The sequence below is a fragment of the Nonomuraea rubra genome, assembly GCF_014207985.1.
GTDB lineage: Bacteria > Actinomycetota > Actinomycetes > Streptosporangiales > Streptosporangiaceae > Nonomuraea > Nonomuraea rubra.
In genome coordinates this window covers 2,111,637-2,133,280 of the sequence record NZ_JACHMI010000001.1, presented here as the reverse complement: position 1 = coordinate 2,133,280, position 21,644 = coordinate 2,111,637, and the positions used below count along the sequence as shown (strand labels likewise).

Here is a 21,644-nt window from a genome sequence, read left to right as displayed (position 1 = left end):
ACCGGTCCTGACCGAAACCTAATGACCGGGGATGGTCCGGTCAATGCCTGATACATGAACGTGACTACGACCGGCCGGGGTATCCGGCGATCGCCTCCGCCACGGCTTTGACGTGCTCGGACGTGTAGTGCTCGTTCCAGTCGACGATGAGCAGGGTGGCGGCGACCAGGCGTTCGGCCTCGGGGCAGGGGGCCGGGCGGTAGCCCTCCAGGGGGTAGCGGGAGGAGCCGTAGATCGGCCCGTCCCACAGCGGGGCCCGGTTGAGCGGCTCCTTGAGGTAACCGGCCCGTGCCGGAATTCCGGCCGCGGCCAGGTGCGCGGCCAGCTCGGAGGCGTCGCCGCGGGGCAGGACGAGGGGGAACAGCCACCAGGCGTGCCCGCCGGGGCGCGGGAGCCCGATCCCGCCGCCGCCCTCGTCACGCCCGCTCTCATGGACCCCGTCGAGCCCGCGCAGGGCCTCGATGAGCTGCCGGGCCGTGCGGCGCCTGGACTCCACCACGCCGGGCAGCTTCGCGAGCTGGGCGCGGGCCACCGCGGCCTGCAGCTCGGTCATCCGGTAGTTCAGCCCCAGGCTCTCGTGCGAACGCCCGGCCGCCCGGTCCCAGCCCTTGTCCGCGAACAGCCGCATGCGCCTGGCCAGCTCGTCGTCGTCGGTGAGGGTCAGCCCGCCGTCCCCGCACGTGATGTGCTTCCACTGCTGCAGGCTCAGGGTGCCGACGTGGCTGGCCGTGCCCGCGTACCGGCCGCCGGGCAGCTCGGCCAGCCACGCCTGCGCGCAGTCCTCGATGAGCGTGAGACCGTGCCGGTCCGCCAGCCGGCGCAGCTCCTCCACCCTGGCGGGCGCGCCGAACAGGTGCACCGCCATGATGGCGCGGGTGCGCGGCCCGATGAGCGCGGCGACGGCGTCCGGGTCGAGGTTGCCGTCGGACGGGTCCACGTCGGCGAAGACAGGAACCGCGTTCTGCGCCAAGATGGGGGCCACGGTCCCGAAGTCCGTGATCGGCGTCGTGATGATCTCGTCACCGGGGTCCGGCGCCGCCGCCACGACCGACAGGTGGAGGGCCGCGGTGCCGGACGCGCAGGCGATCGCGTGGCGGGAGCCGTACAGCTCCGCGACCTCGCGTTCCAGCGCCCGCGCCTCGGTCCCCCACACGGAGTTGAGCATGCCGGAGCGGATGACGCGGTCCAGCGCGGCCACCTCCTCGTCACCGAGGGTGCGGCCCGCGGGTTCGGCCATGTTGGGAAAGTGCAGGGTCACCGGATAGCCTTTCGGTCTAGACCGTAAAGAAGGGGAAGGAGACGCGGGTGGGTTTCGTCATCGGAGTCGTCGGCCCGCACGATCTGGTCGACGACGTCGCGGCCACCTGCGAGGAGCAGCCCGGCGTGAGCGCGCTGCGGCTCGACTACGACCACGAGTCGCAGGCGCCCGCCATCGTCGAGGCGCACGCGAACTCGGTCGAGGGCTGGCTGTTCACCGGCATCGTGCCGTACATGCTGGCGCGCGGCGCCGACGTGCTCACCCGGCCCGCCGTGTTCGTCGACTACTCCGGCGCGACGCTGCTGAGCGCCCTGGTGCGCCTCCAGCACGAGGGTCAGGACATCACGCGCCTGTCCATCGACACGATCTCGCCCGCCGACGTCACCGCGACCTTCGACGAGGCCGGGCTGCCCACCGGCGACCTGCGCACGCTCGGCTACCGGCCGGAGACGACGTCCAAGAAGATCATCGCCTTCCACCGCCGCTCCCCCGACCATCCCGTGATCACCTGCCTCAGCTCCGTGCACGAGGCGTTGCGCGACGAGATGCAGGTGCTGCGGCTGGCGCCGTCCGAGCACTCCGTCCGCACGGCGCTGCGCCAGCTCCTGCTGACCGCCGAGGGGCAGGCCCAGGAGGACGCCCAGATCGCGCTCGGCCTGGTGGAGATGGACGGCGACGAGGGCCTGCTGCGCGAGGCCGGCGCGCTGGCCGGCACCCTGGCCGGGTTCCGCGGGGGCAAGCACCTGCTGGTGACCACCCGCGGGCCGCTCTACGAGGCCACGGGCGGCTTCACCGGGCTGCCCATGCTGGCGCGGCTGGCCGGTCACAGCAGCGTTGCGCGGGTGGGCTTCGGCCTCGGGCGCAGCGCCGCCGAGGCCGAGAGCCTGGCCCGCCGCGCCCTGGCCAGGGCCAGGCGCATCGGGAACGTGGCCGCCGTCCTGTCCCTGCGCGCCGACACCGACATCGTGCTGGAGTCGGTGATCAGCGCACCGGCCGGCGAGCAGAACCTGCCGCTGATCGCGCGGCGCGTGGGGCTGTCGGTGCCGACCCTGGAGAAGCTGCTGGAGGCCCGCGACGCGGCCGGCGGCGAGGCGCTGACGACCCGCGAGATCGCCGAGCGGCTCGCCGTCCAGCAGCGCACCGCCCGCCGCATGCTGCACCGGCTGGAGCTGGCCGGGCTGGCCGAACGCACGGGGAACCTGACCAGCGGCACCAGCGGCCGTCCGCTCACGCTCTATCGCCTCACCCTGTAGCCGGCCTTCCGCTCAGGCCAGCCATCGGTCCAGGCCCTGCGCGACGAAGTCGTCGTCGCGCAGCCACGGGTAGGCGGCCCAGACGCGGTCGATCTCGGCGAGCTGCCCCGGCGACAGGTCCTCCCCGGGGTCCAGGCACCATCGGCCGGCCAGCAGCCCCTGGCGGCGCAGCACCTCGTGGATGCCCGGGATGCACCCGTGGAAGCCGTTCGCCGAGTCGAAGATGGCCGCGTTGGCGTCGGTGAGGTGACCGTCCAGCCCGAGCAGCCGGCGCACCGCGGCGTCGTCGCCCGACCGCGCCAGCGTGGCCTCCTCCAGCAGTTCCACCGCCCGCCGCACCCAGACGGCCCACTGCCCGAGCAGGCCACCCACGAACTCGACCTCCACCTGCCGCCCGTCCACGACCACCCGGTGGGAGGTGATGAGATCGGCGAGGATGTGATCGTCGTTGCCCGTGTAGAGCGCCACCTCCCCGGCCCGCCCCGCCCGTACGACGCCGTGCAGCACGTCGAGGGTGCGGTACCGGTCGAAGGGCGCGACCTTGACGCCCACCACCGACTCGATGCCCGCCAGCCGCGTCCAGAAGTCGCGCGACAGGGGCCGCCCGCCGACCGCGGGCTGCAGATAGAAGCCGATCACGGGCAGCACCTCGCCCACGGCCCTGGCCCGCGCGATCAGCCCGTCCTCGTCGAGCTCCCGGTACGGGCTCAGCAGCACCATGTGGTAACCGAGCGACCGGGCCAGCTCCGCCTCGGCCACCGCCTGGCCGGTGGGCCCGGTCACGCCGGCGACCAGCACCACCTCGCGCTCGAACTCCTTCGCCGTTCCCGCGGCCAGTTCGAGCACGGGCGCGAGCAGGCCGGTGCCGTGGATGGCGAACTGCGTGGTGTGCACGCCCACCGCCAGCCCGCCCGCGCCCGCCTCGACGTAGTAGCGCGTCAGCGCGCGCTGGCGGCGCTCGTCCAGCCTCCTGTCCTCGGTCAGGGCCAGCGGATGCGCCGGGATCACCAGACCGCGCCTGAACAGGTCGCGTACGGACTCCTGTGCCTGTGGAGCCTGCGCCCCTGAAGCCGTGCCGAGCACGTGAGGTCCCCCTTTTCCGTGTGAGGTGAGCACGCACGCCTGCCGTGCGGAGCGAGCGCGTGCGCTCGCCGCCCGCCGTGCGATGCGAGCACGCGCGTCAGAAACGCCCGTCGCGGCGTTCGAACTTGGTGGGCTTGCCCAGCAGCGGCCCGCCGTCGGCGACCCAGCGCGCCGTGTGCTCGATCAGCTCGGCGGGCGTCAGCTCCGGATAGCCGAACAGGCGGTGGCAGCGGGAGGCGTTCGACAGCAGCGCCGTCGGCGCCTCCTCGCCGGTGAACACCGGCTCCTTGCCGAGCGCCTCACCGAGCGCCACCGCCGCCTGCCGCACCGAGATCAGCTCGGGGCCGGTGACGTTGAGCACGTACGGAGGCACGCCGGCGAGCAGCAGCGACCGCAGCGCCACCTCGTTGGCGTAGCCCTGCCAGACCACGTTCACCTGGCCCGTCGTCAGGTCGACGGGCTCCCCGGCGAGCACCTTCTGGGCGAGGTCGACCAGCACGCCGTAGCGCAGCTCGACCGCGTAGTTGAGGCGCAGCAGCGCCACGGGGGTGCCGTTCTTCGCGGCGAAGTACGTCAGCACGCGTTCGCGGCCGAGGCAGCTCATCGCGTAGTCGCCCACGGGCCCGGTGGGCGAGCCCTCGGTGCTGCCGCCGCTGGTGACGGGGACGAGGGGATAGACGTTCCCGGTGGACAGCGCGGCGATCCTGCTGCCCGCGAACCGGTCGGCGACCCGGCCCGGCAGGTAGGTGTTGGTGAACCAGGCGGCGTGCTCCTGGCCGCTGCTCGTGCCGAACTTGGCCCCGACCAGGAACACCACGTTCGGCGCGTCCGGCAGCTCGCGCAGGGCCCGCTCGTCGGCGACGTCGGCCGCGACCACCGTGGCGCCCTCCTCCTGGAGCGCCTGGGCCAGGCCCGGCTCGGAGAAGCGGGACACCGCGATGATCCGCCTGTCTCCGCCGGTGGCCTTCAGCGCCAGCCGTACGAGGCTCGGGCCGAGCTTGCCGCCTGCGCCCAGGATCATGATGTCGCCGTCGAGCCTGCCCAGATCGTCGACGAGCCCGGGGCTCGGCCGCGCGAGCCGCTCCTCGAGTTCCGCTGTCGTGCGCACGCGGTCTCCTCCGTCCTCGATTTACGGTCCAGACCGTAACTGGGCGAAGCTCCGGCTGTCAACGGCAGGGGAGGCCGGGGCCTGGGTGAACGCCGGGCACCCCTCCCCGGCCTCAGGCGTTCAGAAGTCCTCGCGCGCGCGGACCAGCACGTCGAGAACGGCCCTGGTCTCCGCCCACGGCACGGGGCTGGGCGCGCCGTTCACCATCGCGAGGAACGCCTCGATCGTCCCCTCGTACCCGAGCCCGCGGACCACGTCGTCCCCGCCCTCGATCACGATCGTCTCGCTGCCGTCGCGCGTGTGCAGCGTGACGCTGTAGGACTCCGACTCGGACACGCCGAGGACTTCGACGGTGCCGGTGATGCCATCGTCCCAGCGCAGCGCCATCACCCCGGTGTCCTCCGAGCGGAGCGTCGCGTAGTGCCGCCTCGCCCCCGCGGCGCCCACCAGCCTGACCTCGGGCCCGAGCAGCGCCACCAGCAGCTCCACCCCGTGGATTCCCATGGTGACCATCGTGCCGCCGCCCTCACCCGGCGTGTCCTGCCAGGCGTTGTAACCGGTCGCCCACATGCCCACGTCGTGCCGTACGGTCGCCCGCACCGCCAGCACCTCGTCACGATCGACCCGCGCGCCCGCGAACGCGGGGGCGAACCGCAGCACCGAGCCGGACAGCACCCGGTCGTGGATCGGCAGCCGGTCGAGCTGCTCCAGTTGCGCCCGGCTGGCGGCGGCGGGCTTGTTCACGAAGCAGGGCAGCCCCGTTTCCAGCACCTCGGCCAGCGCCGCCGGGACCTGCGGGTTGGGCACGGTCAGCACCACCCCGTCGAGCGGGCCCGCCAGCACCTCCGCCAGGCTGCCCGCCACCTTCGCGCGCGGGTGCTCGGCGGTGAACCTGCCGAGCCGCTCGGGATCCTGCTCCCACACCACGAGCTCGGCATGGCGGGACAGGGTGCGGGCGTCGGTGTAGGGGTGGCTGGTGGCGAGCCCGGCGAGTGCGATGCGCACGGTACGACCTTCCATGTCCGGCAACGGCTGCGGAAAGCGTAGCCATCGCCCGGCCCGTCACGCCCGCGCTCGCCTCCCCGTCAGTGCCGCATCCTTGTCAGTGCCATGGCACGAGGTCGTGGGCGGGATCGTCCTCGATCTTCAGCTCGCGCCGGCGTAGGCCGTAGGTCGTGCAAGAGTTCACGTGGTCACCCAGGTGGAGAGCGGTGATCGGCCCCTCGCTGATCAGGGTTTCGTCCGGTCCGATGGTGTACGTGGTGGTCACCACGTCGCCCCCCGGCCGTCGGCTGGTGATCGCGTCGAACCGGAAGTCGTCGTCCGAATCCGCCCAGTCTCCCGCGAGGTGGCACTCGTAGCGGAGCCGCAGAACCGCGGGCTCGGGGCAGTGCCAGCGGAAGCGGCCCACGTCCATTTCGCCGCCGAAGGTCGCCCATGCGCTCCAGCCCCGGCCGTCCGGCAGGAACGCCATCCAGCTCGTCTCCATGACGCCGTAGTCGTAGGGACCGCTGTCCCACAGGCCGAGCAGGGTCTCGTCGCGCATGGTCGTCCTGCCTTCCCCCCGATCGCCAGGTTCGGACCGAGACTAGGCGATTCCCGCCGGAGCTTCTTCTAGGCGATCGTCGCCGATGCAGGCAGCACCTGCCCGCGGACAGAGTGATACCGCGAGTCCCGCCGTCACCGGCCGCCCTGCGCCGATCGACGGTGGACGCGCCAGGCAGAGCCGCTCAGTCTTCACCGGAAGGACGACCATGGCGCCCACCACCACCGGCATCCGCTCCACCGCCGCCCGCAACCTGATCAACGGGCGGTGGAGTGACGCCGGCTCCGTACACGAGTCCATCAACCCCTCGACCGGCGACGTCGTCGGCACCTACGTCTCAGCGGGCCGGCCCGAGGCACAGGCCGCGGTCGCCTCCGCAGGCGCCGCGTTCGACACCACCGGCTGGTCCCGCCACGCGTCGCTGCGGGCCAGGGCACTCGACGAGCTGGCCGACCGGCTCGCCGAACGCGTCCCTGACCTGGGCCGTACTCTGGCCCGGGAGAACGGCAAGCTGCTCCAGCAGACGACCTGGGAGGTGGCGCTCTCCGTCGACTGGCTGCGTTACAGCGCCGCCTCCGCGCTGACCCAGATCGCGGGCCGGGCCGGCGAGCCCGAGCCGGGCGCCTACTTCCACTCGACCCCCGAGGCGATGGGGGTCGCCGGCATCATCGCGCCGTGGAACTCCCCGGTGATCCTGCTGGTCCGCGCCCTCGGGCCGGCGCTCGGCGCCGGCTGCACGACGGTGGTGAAGATGCCCGGGCAGACCGGGCTGACCAACGCGCTCTTCGCCGAAGCCGTCGCCGCCACGAAGTCCCTCCCCGCGGGCGTCGTCAACGTCCTCACCGAGGCAGGCAACGAGGTGGCACCGTTCCTCGTCGAGTCACCGGACGTCGACGTGCTCAGCTACACCGGCAGCACGCACGTCGGACGCGCCATCGCCGCCGCGGCCGCCCGGACGCTCAAGCGCGTCAACCTCGAACTGGGCGGCAAGACCCCGATGATCGTCTTCGACGACGCCGACCTGGACGTCGTGGTCCCGCAGCTGGTGACGAGCTGCATCCTGATGAACGGGCAGTACTGCTGCACCGGCTCGCGGGTGCTCGCCCAGCGCGGCATCGCCGATGAGCTGCGGGCCCGGCTGGCCGCCGCGCTGGAGGCCGTCAAGGTGGGGCCCGCGGAAGATCCTTCCAGCCAGCTGGGGCCGCTGATCGACAAGGCCGGCGTCGCCAGGGTCGACCACGTCGTCGAGGAGGCCGCCTCGTACGCCAAGGTCCTCGTCAGGGGCGGGCCCGTGACCGATCCCGAGCTGGCCGGCGGCGCGTTCTACCGCCCGTCGCTGGTCGAGGTGGAACAGCTCGATGTGCCCTTGGTGCAGCAGGAGGTGTTCGGTCCGGTCCAGACGTTCGAGGTCTTCGACGACGAGGCGGACGCGATCCACCGCGCGAACGCCACCCAGTTCGGCCTGGCCGCGTCCGTGTTCACCCGTAGCGACCTCCGGGCCCGCAGGGTAGGACGCGAGCTCCGCTTCGGTGGAGTCTGGTTCAACACCTGGGGCGTGCTCTCCGAGCACTTCGAGCAGGGTGGCTTCAAGCAGAGCGGGTACGGCCTCCTGTGCGGCCTCGCGGCCATCACCGAGTTCCAGAACCTCAAGACGTACGCGACCGCCGCCTCCCAGCTCGCATAGAACTCCGCGGCTTTCCTGAGTTGAGGGAAGCACCATGAGCATCCCGTACCTGGCCCAGCCCGGACAGCAGCAGAAACTGGAATGGCTGGGCGGCGGCCGTGAAAGCGCTCATCACCCGATCAGCAGGGGCCCCCAGAACGAGCCACACCCGTAGTACTTCGCCGGAAATCCCCTAGTCTTGGGCGGAAAGCCAGGTTTGCGGACACCGGATTGACGCCTGCGGGAGAACCAGACGATGCTTCGAGGCCGACGCGCCGAACGTGAGGTCGTCGAACGGTTGCTCGCCCGGGCGCGGGACGGGCGCAGCGGCGTGCTGGTCGTGCGCGGGGAGGCGGGCATCGGCAAGACCGCGCTGCTGGAGCATGCCCGCGACGCCGCGGCCGGGTACCGGGTCGAGCGCGCGACCGGGGTGGAGTCCGAGATGGAGTTCGCGTTCGCCGGGTTGCACCAGTTGTGCGCGCCGCTACTGGATCGGCTGGGGGCGCTGCCAGAACCGCAGCAGGCCGCTCTGGGCGTGGCGCTGGGACGACGCGCCGGCGACCCGCCGGACCGGTTCCTGGTCGGGCTGGCCGTGCTCGGCCTGCTGGCCGAGGCCGCCGAGGAGCGGCCGCTGCTGTGCCTGGTGGACGATGCGCAGTGGCTGGACGCGGCCTCCGTGCAGATCCTCGCGTTCGTGGCGCGGCGCGTGGAGGCGGAGCAGGTCGTGCTGGTCTTCGCCCTGCGCGACCCGGGCCCCGACAGGGGTGGCGCCGAGCTGCTGGCCGGGCTGCCGGAGCTGCGACTGAACGGGCTCGGTGAAGCCGACGCGCGGGCGTTGCTGGCCGCGGCTGTCCGAGCGCCGCTGGATGAGCGGGTACGCGACCGGATCATCGCCGAGGCTCGCGGCAACCCGCTGGCGCTGCTGGAGCTGCCCCACGGGGCGGAGCCGGCCGCGCCGGCGGAGCTGGCGGGCGGGTTCGCGCTGCCGGCAGCGTCGGCCGAGCTAGCGGGCGGGTTCGCGCTGCCGGACGCGCTGGGCGTGCCGCGCCGGGTCGAGGAGAGCTTCGAGCGCCGCTCCGGCAGCCTGCCCGCCGACACGCAGCTGCTGCTGCTGGTCGCGGCGGCCGAGCCGGTCGGCGACGCGGCGTTGCTGTGGCGCGCGGCCGAGCACCTGGGCATCGGCACCGAGGCCGCCCTACCGGCGGAGGCGGCCGGGTTGCTGGAGATCGGCACCAGGGTACGGTTCTCGCATCCGCTGGTGCGTTCGGCGGTTTACCGGGCCGCCGGGCCGTGGGATCGCCGCCGCGCGCACGGGGCGCTGGCCGAGGCCACCGACCCGCACACCGACCCCGACCGCCGCGCCTGGCACCGCGCGCAGGCCGTGCTCGGCACCGACGAGACGGTCGCCGCGGAGCTGGAGCGCTCGGCCGGCCGGGCCCGCTCGCGCGGCGGGCTGGCCGCGGCGGCCGCGTTCCTGGAACGAGCGGTGGCGCTGACGCCCGAGCCGGCGGAGCGGGCTCGCCGGGCGCTGGCCGCCGCGCACGCCAAGCACCAGGCCGGTACGCCCGATGCCGCCTCGGAGCTGCTGATGGTCGCGGAGGCCGGGCCGTTGGACGCGCTGCGACGCGCCAGGGTCGAGCTGCTGCGCGCGCAGATCGCGTTCGTGCAGACGCGCGGCAGCGACGTGCCGGGGATGCTGCTGGACGCGGCCAAGACGCTCGGTCCGCTGGATGCCGCACTGGCCCGCGAGACCTACCTGGATGCCATGGAGGCGTCCATCCACGCCGGCCCGCTCGGTCAGGGCCGTGGGGTCCTGGAGGTGGCCGACGCCGCCCGGGACGCGCCCGCGCCGTCGACGCCGCCGCGGCCGGTCGACCTCCTGCTCGACGGGCTAGTGACGAGGTTCACGCAAGGGTACGAGGCGAGCGTGCCCGGTCTGCGGCTGGCTCTGGAGTCGCTTGGCGGCCATGAGCCCCGAGCCGACGACGACAGCCGCCGCTGGCTGTGGCTCGCCTGCCACATCGCGGCGATGTTGTGGGACGACGAGGCGGTCTACGTGCTCGCCGGCCGCCACGTCCGCCTTGCGCGCCAAGCGGGCGCGCTGAACACGCTTCCCGGCGCCCTCAACACGCTCGCCGCCGTGCTCGTGCCCACCGGCGCGTTCGCCCACGCCGCCGAGCTGATCGCCGAGGAGGCCGCGATCACGCAGGCGACCGGCGGCGCGCCGCTGCCCAACGCCAGGCTCATGCTCGCCGCCTGGCGCGGCAGGCGGGCCGAGACCTCCGAGCTGTACGCGGCCGCCGTCCAGGAGGCGACCGGGCGGGGCGAGGGCATGGCGGTCACCCTTGCCCAGTACGAGCTGGCGGTGCTGCACAACGGCCTGGGCAACTACCCCGCCGCGCTCGCCGCCGCCGCGGACGCGGCCGGGTTCGACCTGCTGGCGCACAGCAGCCTGGCACTGCCGGAGCTGGTCGAGGCGGCCGTCCGTGCCGGCGAACCGGCCCGCGCGGCCGCCGCGCTGGAACGGCTCAGCCCCCGGGCCCGTGCCAGCGGTACCCCGTGGGCGCTCGGCCTGGAGGCACGCTCGCGGGCGCTGGTGAGCACCGGCCCGGCAGCCGAGGAGCTGTATCGCGAAGCGATCGAGCGGCTCGGCGACTGCCGGATGGTCACCCACCTGGCCCGCGCCCGCCTGGTCTACGGCGAGTGGCTGCGCCGCGAAGGCCGGCGCAAGGATGCGCGAGCGCAGCTCCGCACCGCCCACGAGCTGCTGTCGGGCATGGGCGCGGAGGGGTTCGCGGAGCGCGCCGCCCGTGAGCTGCGCGCCACCGGCGAGCAGCCGCGCAAGCGGACCGTTCAGCCGGCCGACGCGCTCACCGCCCACGAGCTGCTCATCGCGCGGCTGGTGGCCGGCGGGGCCACTTCCAAGGAGGCCGGCGCGCAGCTGTTCCTGAGCCCGCGCACGATCGACGCGCATTTGCGCAACATCTTCCGCAAGCTCGGCCTCACCTCCCGCCGGCAGCTCAGGAACCTGCGGCTTCCCTGACCTCCGACCGGACATCGCTGGACGACGTTCATAGGCGATGGTCGCCGACGCGACCGCGGCGCGAGGGCGGCCAGCATGAACGCGGCCTGCCGTATCGACATGGACGGAGAACACATGCGCGCTGTGCTGAACACCGACGACGGTATCCGCACCGTCGAGGTCGATGAACCTGGTGGAGCAGGGATCCGGCTTTCAGTGGCCGCTGTGGGAATCTGCGGCACCGATGTCATGTTCGCCGGCGGCGGCGTGACCGGATTCATCTATGGGCACGAGTTCGCTGGAGTCGACGACGCCGGTAACCGCTATTTCGTCGAACCGGCCATCTACGGTGGCGAATGCACGGAATGCCGCTCCGGTAACCCACAGCGGTGCACCGAACCCGGCCACGGAATCCTCGGGATCCACCGCGACGGCGGTCTGGCCGAAGCGGTGGTCGTGCCGGAGTACACGCTCCTGGCCCTGCCCTCGCAACTGGACGTGAAGGACGCGTGCCTGGTCGAGCCCGGCGCCGTCGCCTGGCACGCGGTGCGCCGCGCGCAGGCGCGGCCGGGAGAGCGCATGCTCGTGGTCGGCGGAGGGTCGATCGGGCTCCTGGCAGCCGCAGCGGCCCGGCATCAAGGACTGGACGCCGATGTGGACACCCGGCACGGCCATCAGCTGGCAGCGGCCGAGCGGCTGGGCTTCGGCCACCCGAGCGGAACCTACGACGTGGTGATAGACGCGGCCGGGAGCGAGTCGAGCCTGGCCCGATCCGCGGACTCCGCACGGCCGGGAGGCCGGATCGTCTCCTTGGGCGTGTACCGGAAGACGATGCCGATCCCCGGGACCGTGAGCCTGGTCAAGGAGCTGACCTACGTCAACAGCATCGCCTACGGCCGGCCTGAGGGGGTCCGCGAGGTCGAGGAGGTCGCCTCCATGCTGGCCAAGAAGCCGGACATCGCGCAGACGATCATCACGCACCGGTTCCCGATCGACGAGGCCCGGGAGGCGTTCCGCGTCGCGGGCGACCGCGGAGCCGGTGCGATCAAGGTGGTCATCGAGCCCTGATCCCGCTGTGGGTCTGCCTACCGGAACGCGCCCGCGGGCTCACGACGCGCCGGCGCCGTAGAGCTCGCGATGCCACAGGTCGGCGCAGACGCGTTCGATACCGGCCGTCAGGTGGCGGCGGTAGGTGGTGAACGGCAGGCCGAGCTGCTCCGCGGCCAGCTCCTGGGTGGGGGTGCCGCGCAGGAAGGTGGCGGACAGCGCCCGGTGGAACTTGCCCGTGCGCGGGTCCTCACCCAGGTCGGCGATCGCCCCGCGGAGCAGCTCGCCCAGCGCGGCCACCGGGTCCTGCCCGGCCCGCTCGGCGATCAGCCGGGTGCGCGTCAGCGGAGAGGCGGCCAGGGCGTCCGGCCGTGACAGGTGGCGCAACGCCTTGCGCACCGCCCCGGCGAACTCCGCCTGGGACAGCACCACCAGCCCCGGTGCGGCATCCGGGCCCTCGGCGGCACCCTCGGCGAGTGGCCGGTTCATCCACTCCAGCCACGTCTGTTGCGGCACCGCGCGCCAGTCATGGACGAACAGCGTGTACGAGTCGTCCCCCAGCCGCGGCCGCTCGGGGATGTCCAGCATCCCGTAACGCCGTAAGCACGTCACCCAGGCCCGGTGGTTCGGGTGCTGGATCGCGGTGTAGGACCACGCCATCCGCTCGGCCCGCAGGCAGTTGCCGATCATTCGCCACTGGATGAGATCCATCACCGTGGACCTCCCGCGATGCTCCGGCAGCACCCACAGCCGGCTGACCGCCAGATGCTCGCCGGCGCGCACCGGCGTGGTGGCGCGCGCGTGCGCCCACGCCGCGGCCACGACGGGATCGGCCGCCACCTCCTCCTCGTCCAGCTTCTCCAGGCGCAGCCAGGCCGAGAACGCCACGGGCTCGCCGGTCTCCGTCCGCCGGTACAGCCGGAACGCCTCCGGCCGGCGTCCGGCCCAGAAGGCGGCGCAGCCCGCGGACGCCGCGCCCTCGGCTGCCGTGGCCACCCGGACCAGTGTGCCGGTGTCCTCCTGCCTGAACGGCTCCTCCTGGAACTCGCCCTCGTCGCGGCAACGGTGGAAATCGGTCAGCGCCCCGTTGTCCCGATGCAGGTAGAGCAGCGCGGCCACCGCGCCGAGCACGTCCGCGTCGCCCGCCGTACGCACCTTCTCCGCCAGGTGCGCGTGGATGCGGTCGTGCATCACCGCATACCCCTCGGGGTCGCGCCACCGCAGGTCCGCCTCCAGCAGCTCGCGCACCACGTCGTGCGGGAACAGTCCGGAACTGCTCGACTCCACGAACGGCAGCCGCCGCAGCCACCGGAACAACGTCCCGGCGTCCTGCGGCAACGCCGCCCGCAGCAGGGCCTCCGTCGTCACGTGCGCATGCGCGCAGATCTCCAGCGCGTGCTGATGCGCCGCCGACGGCAGCTCGCCCACCAGCTGGTCCAGCAGCGTGGCCACCACGTCCTGGTCCGGCACCCACCGCCTGCTCGCCCCGCCGTCCTTGACCGCCACAGCCGCCCCCAGCAGCAGCGCCAGCGGATGACCGCCGGCGAAGGCCAGCAGCGGCTCGCGCAGCTCGTCCGGCACCCCGCACGAGTCAAGCAGGGCCTGGGCGTCGGCGGCCGGCAGGTCCCGCAGCGCCAGCACCTCCAGCGCTCCCGCCCATCCCGGATCGGCCTGCCAGCGCATGTCCGGCGGGTACCGGCCCGCGATCACCACCAGCGCTCCCACGGGCAGCCGCGGCAGGAACCGCTCACGCAGCCACCCCTCCAGGCCCTGGATGCGTTCGAAGTGGTCGATCAGCAGCACCGCGTCCGCGTCGCCGAGCGCCGGCTCGGCCTCGTCCCCGAACGTCGCCGGCGACGGCTCCATCGTGCGCCCGTCCACCATCGACACCGGCCGGCCCGCCACCGCGGCCTCGTGCGCGAGCCGCCGCAGCAGGGCCGACTTGCCGATGCCGCCCGGGCCGTGCACGTACAGCACGCTGCCACCGCCGCCGTACAGCGCCGTGTGGAAGACCGCGAGCTCCTCCTCCCGCCCCACGAACGCGAGCTCGCGTGCTGCTTCCAGGCGCGATCCCAGCAACCCGGACTTACCGCTGCTCCCCGATGACATCTCCCTGTTCCCCCTCCGAACCCCGGGCGCGCCGGCCGGATTCTCGGTGAACCATCCACAGAAGAATTCAACAGAATAGATCATGACATTTCCGAAACAAGGAAAGTGCGTCAGGCGACGACGATACCGCCCGCACTGCTCCACGGGTGCGAAATGCGGCACATACGCGCATATCAACTGCGGAAGACGAGACATCAGCCCTGGCCAACGGCGGTTACTCATCTGACGCATTCGGCATTTCCGCGCGCCGCTTCCGGCCGAAAATTAACATAAACTTTCCGCCGGAGTTCGGCTGGTTGCGAGCAGCCGCCCCGCCGTGATCCTCCTGCCGGACACCGCTGGAATCATCGCCACGCGCCGCATCGTCACCAAACCCGGCCGCATGGCAGACGATCTCCGCACTGGGGTGGTCGTCCTTGATCGGAACCGTGGCGGCAGGGGCGTGATAACGCGGAGGAAACTTCCGGCTGTGTTGTATGTGCGCCGCCACTTCCCATATCAATCTGACGGAGTCCATGCCGTGGAAAGCCTTCGATGGTCACGTCGATCCGCCCTGCGCCTGCTGGGCGTCGCACCCATCGCGGCCAGTGGGACCTTTGCGGCCGCGGGATCGCGCCGCTGCGGCAACGAGCGCCGCTACCGGGCGCGTACCCGCAGGCCTTCGGCCCGGTGGCGCGTTCGACAAGAACTGGACAAGCTCGCCGAGGATGGGGAAGCTTTCGGGAACCGTGCTGTTGACGCACCGGAAGCGGACGGTGCTGTCCCGCTCCTACGGCAAGGCCAACGAGCGCAAGTCGCTGCCCAACCGATCCGACACGATTTTCGCGCCCGCGTCGGTGGCCAAGCTCTTCACGGCCACCGCGATCATGCAGCAGCAACTCGGGCTTCTGCACCCTCGGCGCGATCGTGCAGGAAGTGTCCGGCCAGTCCTTCTACAACTACGTTACGCGAGCACGTCTTCGACGCCGCCGGCGTGTCGCGCACGGACCACTACACCCGCCCGCAGCAGCTCTCCAACGACGACATCACCCACCCGTACACGACCTCGCCCGCGGGCCGGCGGGTCGACACCCGGAAACTGATCACCACTGGCCGAGTAGCGGCGGCCGGGGGCCCGGCGTCCTGGCGCACGCGGCACTCCGCCACTTCCCACTCGTGCAAACGCTGCGGAAACGCCCGCCCGGTTACACCTGGACCTACCCGTCCGCGACGAAAAGGATCATGGAGTGAACCGAGCGTCAGCGATTTCCCGCCGCACCCTGCTGACCAGGGCAGCCGCGGTCGCCGCCGTGTCTCCTTTCACCGTTCCCGCGGCCTCCGCTCGCGGTGACTCCGCGCAGGCCACGCCGAACATCCTGCTGTTCACGGTCGACGACATGGGCGGCGACAGCCCCGGCTGTTTCGGCGGACGGGCCGATCTCACCCCGGCGATCGACCGGCTCCACCGGCAGGGCGCCAGTTTCCACCGCGCGCACGTGCCGGTGGCCATCTGCCAGCCGAGCCGCTCGGCGATGCTGACCGGCCGCTACCCGCACCGCAACGGCGCCGAGGGCTTCGAGCCGATCCGCGACGACGTCCCGGTCCTGAACGACCTGCTCCGCCCGCGCGGCTACCTGACCGGCATCCTCGGCAAGGCCGGCCACCTCACCCCCGTCGAACGGTTCGCCTGGGACCTGCGCGCCGACCCGGCCGACCTGGGCATGGGCCGCAACCCGGCCCGCTACGCCGAGGCGGCCACCACGCTGTTCGAACGCGCCAAGGCCGAGGGCAGGCCGTTCTTCCTGATGGCCAACGCCGAGGACCCGCACCGCCCCTACCACGGCAGCGCCGCCGAACAGATCGGCTTCACCCCCGAGCAGCGCGCCACCATGGCCACCCCGTCGCGGGTCTACGGCCCCGGCGAGGCCACCGTGCCCGGCTACCTGCCCGACCTGCCCGGCATCCGCCAGGAGTTGTCGGAGTACCTCAGCAGCGCCCGCCGCGCCGACGACACGCTCGCCGCCGTGCTCGCCGCGCTGGAGACCGCCGGGCTGGCCTCGTCCACGATCGTGATCTTCATGTCCGACAACGGCATCGCGGTGCCGTACGCGAAGGCCAACTGCTACCAGCACAGCACCCGCACCCCGCTGATCATCCGCTGGCCCGGCACCACCCGTCCCGGCCACGCCGACCACCGGCACTTCGTCTCCACCATGGACCTGTTCCCGCTGCTCTGCCGGGCGGCCGGCGCGCAGGTGCCGGACGGTCTCGACGGACGCGACCTCACCCCGCTCCTGGACGGCGGCAGCCAGACCGGCCGCGACTCGATCACCACCGTCTTCCACCAGTCCGCCTCCGACACCCGCTACGACATGCGCGGCGTGCACGGCCCACGCTGGAGCTACGTCTGGAACGCCTGGTCCGACGGCCAGGCCACCTACCAGGCGGAGAACATGTCCGGCCTGACCTGGCGCGCCATGGTCACCGCCGCCGCCACCGACCCCGCCGTCGCCGAACGCGTCACCTTCTACCAGCACCGCGTCCCCGAGGAGCTGTACGACCTCGCCCAGGACCCGCACGCCCTGCACAACCTGGCCCAGGACACCCGCCCGGAGACCGTCGCCGTGCTCACCGCCAAGCGGGCCGCCCTCGATACCTGGCTGCGCGACACCGGCGACCCGATCCGTGACCGATACCCCTGGCGCCCATGACAGCCGCCGTGTAACGGTCTGCACGGCGTGTCCACCGCGAGGTCAGGCGAAGGAGCACCCTCGGGCGAGGCCGTTGACCGTCTCGGGCTCACCGAGGCCGACCCGGAGGACCCGGCATACCGGGGATATACCCACGACGTCTACGGTCCACAGCCATGGCCAGAATGCTCACCCTCGTCCTGACCCTCATCCTGGCGGCCGGGGCGTGCAGCCCGCTGGACCTTTCGGACGTGCCGACCGACCACCAGGTAGGCCAGGCCGCACGGGCCGGCGTCAGCGGTGACGGTCCCGCCCTCGGGCTCCTCACGGCGGATTGGCAGGTCGAAGCCGACCTGACGGACGTGTCCACCGAGTTCCAGGTGGACGGCGGCACCCTGCTGGCCTTCGCCACCGACGGCGTGACGGGGTTCGACGCCACCACCGGGAAGAAGGCGTGGCACTACCGGGAGCCCGGGCGGACCACCACCTGGTCGAAGGTGACAGGTGGTGCGGTCCTCCTCAGGACGAAGGGCGAAGCAGGCGACAGGCTCGTCGCGCTCGACTCCGGTACCGGACGCCTGCTCTGGGAGCGCGACCCCGAGCCCAACACCGCCTATGTCGTCGCACGAGGGGTCCTGGTCCAAGAGGTCTACCGCTTGTCCGAGCACAAGAACGAATTCACCGCGTTCGACGCGCGTACCGGTGACGAGCTGTGGAACGGCGTGCCCAGTCTCGGGGCGGGATGCCAGGCCCACCTGCCCTGGGCGGGGCTGAGCGGCGACGGCAGCCTCGTGGTGATGGCCGAGGAGTGCTCCGGACGTACGGAACGCCTCCACGGCCTGGACCCCGCCGGCGGTGATCCGCTCTGGAGCCTCGACACCCCCTCCCCTTTCGACGTCCACGGGACGATCTCGGTGGTGGCGGGCAGCGTGGTCATCAGCCCGTCGTCCAGGAGCGTGATCGTCCTCGGCCGCGACGGGGTGCGGCAGGTCCCGGCGGCCGGATGTGACCGGTGCCGGCCCGTCGTCGCGGGCGATCAGGTCGCCTGGCGGGACAAGCACGACGCGCGACAGCCGCGCGTGACCGTCGTCAACGTCCGCACCGGGGCCGTGAAGGTCGTGAAATCGTCGGCGCCGTCCTGGGACCTGATCTCTGACGGGCGCCGGCTGTACGGCCGCCTGCAGTGGCTCGCGGGTGGAGCCGAAGGCACGCCGCGCCATTGGGCGACGGTCATCGATCCGATCACGGGCTCGTCCAGGGCCCTGCCCGTCCACAACGGGCCGGATCACGAGTTCCTGCATTGGGCGGGCACCGCGGGCGGTCGGTTGATCACGACGGAACGCCATCATGAGCAGCCGGCCAGGTTCCGGTTGACCGCCTACCGTTCGATCCCCGCGGCGGAGCCGCTCGAATACGGTGGCGTGGACCCCCGCGACTGGCCCGACTGCGCTGAACTGCTGGCCGCCGTGCCGGGCAAGCGGCGCCCCGGTTCGCCCGACACCAAGGCCCGGTCGGACGACAGCCTCCTCCGGGAGGCCATGTGGGTGCCGTTCACCTGCCGCGCCGACATCGCCGGCATCGGCCGCGTCCGCGTCACCGTCCTGTGGGTGACCAAACGGCCGCAGGAGGCCGATGCCCTGCTCGACGGGAAACCCGAAACGCCGCCGGACGCCGACGAGATCGCCGAGGACGTCATCCGGGTGGGCCGCGTGATCGTGCAGGTGGAGGGCTCGGACGAGGCCGAGCGAGCGGTGGTCAAGCGGCTTCGGTCCATGGAGTCGCCCTGACCGCCGCCGTCTGAAGGTCGAGTCCGGAGTCGTGAGCTCTGTCTCACAGGGCGTGACGAAAAGGATACATTCCCGAATCAGTGTTCAGTAGTCGCGCGGTTACCGTTCGTCTAACGTATGTGAGGCTGATCTCTCCCCCGAGAGGAGCCCGGCATGTACACCAGTCCCCCCGCAGCGGACCCGACGGCCACTCCACAGGTCCCCTTCGGCGCGGCCATGCGGAACGCGACCCGGTACATGGCGGTCGCGGCGTACCTCGATCCGTCGTTCCGCGAGACGGCGCTGCGCGAGCTCGTCCGCAACCGGCACCGGGGCGTGGCGCCCTCGCACGGCGGCTTCGACGTGGTCCCGGTGTTGCGGCACTGCCTGCGCGCACGATCGTTCCTGCTCGCGCGGGAGATCGTCCTGACCGTCGTGCTCGCCGGCGGCCTTCTCCTGCTCACCGAGGTCACGATCCAGTGGCTCGCCGTGGTGATCCCGTTCGCGCTGCTCACCGTGCGGCCGCTGCGCCGGCTCTCCCGCCCGTACAAGATCCTCGTCTGGTTCGTCATCTCGACGCTGGTGGCGATACCGGCCGCCTTCGCGGTCGTGGCCGTTGCCACCGCACGTGCGATCAGCTCCTTCCTCGAAGGGGGCGCGCCGCCGAGCGGTGCCGCGCTGTCGCTGCAGTTGCTCATCGTGGTGCTCCTGTCCCTCGGCGTGGCGGCCGGCTACCGGATCGCCGTGTTCCGCGTCATCGGTCGCGACCTGCGACCCGGAGCGCCGCCACCGCCGCCCGGCCCGGCCGCCGACGCGGCGACCGAGCAGCGGCTGCGCTGGATCGGCGCGGCGCAGCACGGGAACGTCACGCTCTACTCCGGCCGCAACGCGTTCCTCGGAGCCGGCGACACGGCCCGGGCCTGGACCATCGCGGTCGAGCTGGACCGCGCGCCGGGCCCGCGCGAAGGCTCGGGGCCGGCGCGGCCCCTGATCGAGATCGACCCGGTGGAGCTGCACGCGTTCGTACGGGAACGGCTGGCGCAGATGAGCGCGCAGTCCCACCCCGCTGGCATCATCAACCTGCACATCCGCGACCAGATCGTCGCCACCGGCCGCTTCAACCAGTTGCACGGCTGGAACGGCAAGGGCTCGGCGCTGCATCCACTGGTGGATCCCGGTCAGCTCTGCCCGTGGACGAACCTGCCGGAGCAGGTCGTCGCCGCGGTGATCCGTACCCCGCAGGCAGGCGCGCGGCACTACCAGCGGCTGGACATCAACTCCGAGGGCCCGCACGTCCTGGACCCGGCGGGCCGCACCGTCATCCCGGCCGTGGACCGGGGGACCTCCGTCACCGCGTTCGTGCACCTCGCGGTCGAGGGCCGGATGCTCTACACCGAGTTCGTCGTCACGGTGCTGCCGCCCGTGACCGGGGTGTACCGCTCGGTGGACGAGCTGCCGCTCTCCTCGCCCCCGCTCCTGGTCTACCACGCGCTGCGCGGGCGCTGGCTGTACCTGTTCCGCGACATCGTCGCCGCCCCGGTACGGCTGCTGCGCATGGCCTGGCAGGCGTTCCGGCAGGCCATCGGCGTGGACGACCCGCGGGCCTACACCGCCTACGACTACGGAGCCCGGCTGAGCCTGCGCGAGCTGGGCGCGGCCGAGCGGGCCGACACCCTCATCCAGGAGCTGGACACCTTCAAGTACACCAAGCTCGTCGAGGAGCGGCTGACCTCGGCCGTCCTCGACTTCCTGGAGGACAAGGGCGTCGACACCACCGCCTACCGGCGCCAGGCCACCGCGGTCTCGATCTCCAGCACGACCCACTACGAGTACAGCGGCAACTACCCGGGCGCGCAGTTCGGCGGCCCCGGCTCCCAGTTCGTCCAGAACGTCAACACGCAGCGGGGCGAGGCGAACTCATGACCGACGAGGACAAGTACACCTACAGCGGAACGTTCACCGGCAGCCAGTTCGGCGGCCCCGGCTCCCACTTCACCCAGAACGTCACGACGAGCGGCCCATCCGCGGACCCGAACCTGGTACAGCTCCAGGCGCTGCTCACCGACCTGATGGCCCGCGTCGCAGCCCACTCCACGGAGATCGACCACCCCGAACGGGCCGGCCGCGACGCGGAGGAGATCCTCACCGAGGCCGCCCGCCCAGCGGCGGAGCGGGACACGGGCCGCCTCGCCGACGCCTTTCGCCGGCTGCGCGACCGCCTGCGCCCGATCGCCGATTTCGCCGACTCGCTCAGCAAACTCGCCGACCTCCTGACCAAGTTCCTCCCCTCCTGAACGAACCTGGAGCCGTGCACGCCGAACGCCCCGTCCATCGACGCCTCGCCAGGCCGCCCGGTCGCGCGCTAGAGGATTCTGATCCGGTAAACCTTATGCAGGTTGCCATTGATATTCGGCGATCCGCCCCAGAGGTTCCACTTCGGAAGCAGCATGGCTCTGGCGGGCCCTCCCAAGTCATCGATGTATTCGATGGCCACATCGTTGTTCCCTGCGGAGATTTCGTCGACACCGTAGATGGCCACGTCCATCACGCCGCCGTTCGCAAAGCAGTGGCGGTCCCAGCCATTGAAGATCTGCAGGAATTCACGACTCCAGCTCACGCCGCAGTCTGCGTGGTTGATGGCGAATGCGGGGGCGGGGAGGGCCAGCATGACGGCCAGCGCGGCAGCGCAGCCGGCGAGGGCCTTACCGAGGTACGACTTCTTCATGGCCTTTTCCTTTGGAGGAAGATCTAGTGTCGGGGAGCGTATACCAGACCCTGAACCTGCAAACAGTCCACTTCGCTGCCCATTTCTTGCCCACCGGGACCCAACAGGGCCGAAACTTTCCCGGCGAGCCTCACACTGAGATCAACCCCAATTACGCATTCACAGCACACTGGTAAGCGACAGCCAGAGTTGAAGACAGTTGCCCCTTCCCGGATTACACACTCAGCGCCCGAGTGCCGGTAGGGGCTACGGCGTCCTGTGGCGGCTCACATCGGCGGGCGGCGGGAGCGGGCAGGCCGAAGAGCACCAGCAGGGTGTCGGCCGAACAATGCGGGCACCGTGGACGCGCCATCCTCACAGTATGGTCATCAACACCCCAGTCCGCGCCCTACGGC

Annotated in this window: 17 protein-coding genes; 9 read left to right on the top strand and 8 right to left on the bottom strand. The window is 71.9% G+C overall.

All coding sequences use genetic code 11. The annotated features are described in order from the left end of the window. Positions 1-64: 64 nt before the first annotated feature. Positions 65-1,237, bottom strand: a complete 1,173-nt coding sequence (locus tag HD593_RS09810) for a DegT/DnrJ/EryC1/StrS family aminotransferase (RefSeq protein WP_185101866.1) — start codon at positions 1,235-1,237, stop codon at positions 65-67. A 68-nt stretch (positions 1,238-1,305) separates the two neighbouring features. On the opposite strand from HD593_RS09810, the gene HD593_RS09805 reads away from it, so the two are divergent. Continuing rightward, positions 1,306-2,511, top strand: coding sequence for a hypothetical protein (locus HD593_RS09805; protein WP_312903413.1), 1,206 nt, complete (start codon positions 1,306-1,308; stop codon positions 2,509-2,511). A gap of 12 nt (positions 2,512-2,523) precedes the next feature. On the opposite strand, the gene HD593_RS09800 is transcribed toward HD593_RS09805, so the two are convergent. The 4 genes from HD593_RS09800 to HD593_RS09785 all read right to left on the bottom strand — a co-directional run bounded on the left by HD593_RS09800 (position 2,524) and on the right by HD593_RS09785 (position 6,248). Continuing rightward, on the bottom strand, positions 2,524-3,594 hold the full coding sequence (locus HD593_RS09800; protein WP_312903412.1) for a dihydrodipicolinate synthase family protein: 1,071 nt from the start codon (positions 3,592-3,594) through the stop codon (positions 2,524-2,526). Positions 3,595-3,691: 97 nt separating this feature from the next. Beyond that, positions 3,692-4,702: an NAD-dependent epimerase/dehydratase family protein gene (locus HD593_RS09795; protein ID WP_185101865.1), complete on the bottom strand. Its 1,011-nt coding sequence runs from the start codon at positions 4,700-4,702 to the stop codon at positions 3,692-3,694. A gap of 120 nt (positions 4,703-4,822) precedes the next feature. After that, positions 4,823-5,707, bottom strand: coding sequence for a Gfo/Idh/MocA family protein (locus tag HD593_RS64265; protein WP_185101864.1), 885 nt, complete (start codon positions 5,705-5,707; stop codon positions 4,823-4,825). Between the two features lie 97 nt (positions 5,708-5,804). Next, the gene (locus HD593_RS09785) at positions 5,805-6,248 is read right to left on the bottom strand and encodes a hypothetical protein (RefSeq protein WP_185101863.1); all 444 of its coding nucleotides are present in this window, start codon (positions 6,246-6,248) and stop codon (positions 5,805-5,807) included. A 208-nt stretch (positions 6,249-6,456) separates the two neighbouring features. Here HD593_RS09785 and HD593_RS09780 point away from each other — a divergent pair, with 208 nt between their 5' ends. The 3 genes from HD593_RS09780 to HD593_RS09770 all read left to right on the top strand — a co-directional run bounded on the left by HD593_RS09780 (position 6,457) and on the right by HD593_RS09770 (position 12,001). Beyond that, positions 6,457-7,932, top strand: coding sequence for an aldehyde dehydrogenase family protein (locus HD593_RS09780; RefSeq protein WP_185101862.1), 1,476 nt, complete (start codon positions 6,457-6,459; stop codon positions 7,930-7,932). Between the two features lie 235 nt (positions 7,933-8,167). Then, positions 8,168-10,954 (top strand): ATP-binding protein, encoded by a 2,787-nt coding sequence (locus HD593_RS09775; protein ID WP_185101861.1) that lies wholly within the window; start codon positions 8,168-8,170, stop codon positions 10,952-10,954. A 114-nt stretch (positions 10,955-11,068) separates the two neighbouring features. Next, the gene (locus HD593_RS09770; protein ID WP_185101860.1) at positions 11,069-12,001 is read left to right on the top strand and encodes a zinc-dependent alcohol dehydrogenase; all 933 of its coding nucleotides are present in this window, start codon (positions 11,069-11,071) and stop codon (positions 11,999-12,001) included. 39 nt (positions 12,002-12,040) lie between these two features. On the opposite strand, the gene HD593_RS09765 is transcribed toward HD593_RS09770, so the two are convergent. Beyond that, positions 12,041-14,089: an ATP-binding protein gene (locus HD593_RS09765; RefSeq protein WP_185101859.1), complete on the bottom strand. Its 2,049-nt coding sequence runs from the start codon at positions 14,087-14,089 to the stop codon at positions 12,041-12,043. Between the two features lie 214 nt (positions 14,090-14,303). Continuing rightward, positions 14,304-14,606, bottom strand: coding sequence for a hypothetical protein (locus HD593_RS09760; protein WP_185101858.1), 303 nt, complete (start codon positions 14,604-14,606; stop codon positions 14,304-14,306). On the opposite strand from HD593_RS09760, the gene HD593_RS65080 reads away from it, so the two are divergent. From HD593_RS65080 to HD593_RS09735, 5 genes are all read left to right on the top strand, one after another. Then, positions 14,566-15,171 (top strand): serine hydrolase, encoded by a 606-nt coding sequence (locus HD593_RS65080; protein WP_379478738.1) that lies wholly within the window; start codon positions 14,566-14,568, stop codon positions 15,169-15,171. The two genes, HD593_RS09760 and HD593_RS65080, sit on opposite strands and share 41 nt — an antisense overlap. A gap of 144 nt (positions 15,172-15,315) precedes the next feature. Further along, entirely contained in the window at positions 15,316-16,779 is a 1,464-nt protein-coding gene (locus HD593_RS09750) for a sulfatase family protein (protein ID WP_221524693.1), read from the top strand. Between the two features lie 155 nt (positions 16,780-16,934). Beyond that, on the top strand, positions 16,935-18,545 hold the full coding sequence (locus tag HD593_RS09745) for an outer membrane protein assembly factor BamB family protein (protein ID WP_185101856.1): 1,611 nt from the start codon (positions 16,935-16,937) through the stop codon (positions 18,543-18,545). Between the two features lie 153 nt (positions 18,546-18,698). Continuing rightward, entirely contained in the window at positions 18,699-20,447 is a 1,749-nt protein-coding gene (locus tag HD593_RS09740) for a hypothetical protein (protein WP_185101855.1), read from the top strand. After that, positions 20,444-20,818 carry a hypothetical protein gene (locus HD593_RS09735; protein WP_185101854.1) on the top strand — a complete coding sequence of 125 codons (375 nt, stop codon included), beginning with the start codon at positions 20,444-20,446 and terminating at the stop codon, positions 20,816-20,818. Before HD593_RS09740 ends, HD593_RS09735 begins: the two co-directional genes overlap by 4 nt. A gap of 68 nt (positions 20,819-20,886) precedes the next feature. Here the strand turns inward: HD593_RS09735 and HD593_RS09730 are convergent, their stop codons facing one another. Then, a complete protein-coding gene (locus HD593_RS09730) occupies positions 20,887-21,249 on the bottom strand; it encodes a beta/gamma crystallin domain-containing protein (RefSeq protein WP_185101853.1) in 363 nt (120 codons plus the stop codon). Between the last annotated feature and the right edge of the window lie 395 nt (positions 21,250-21,644).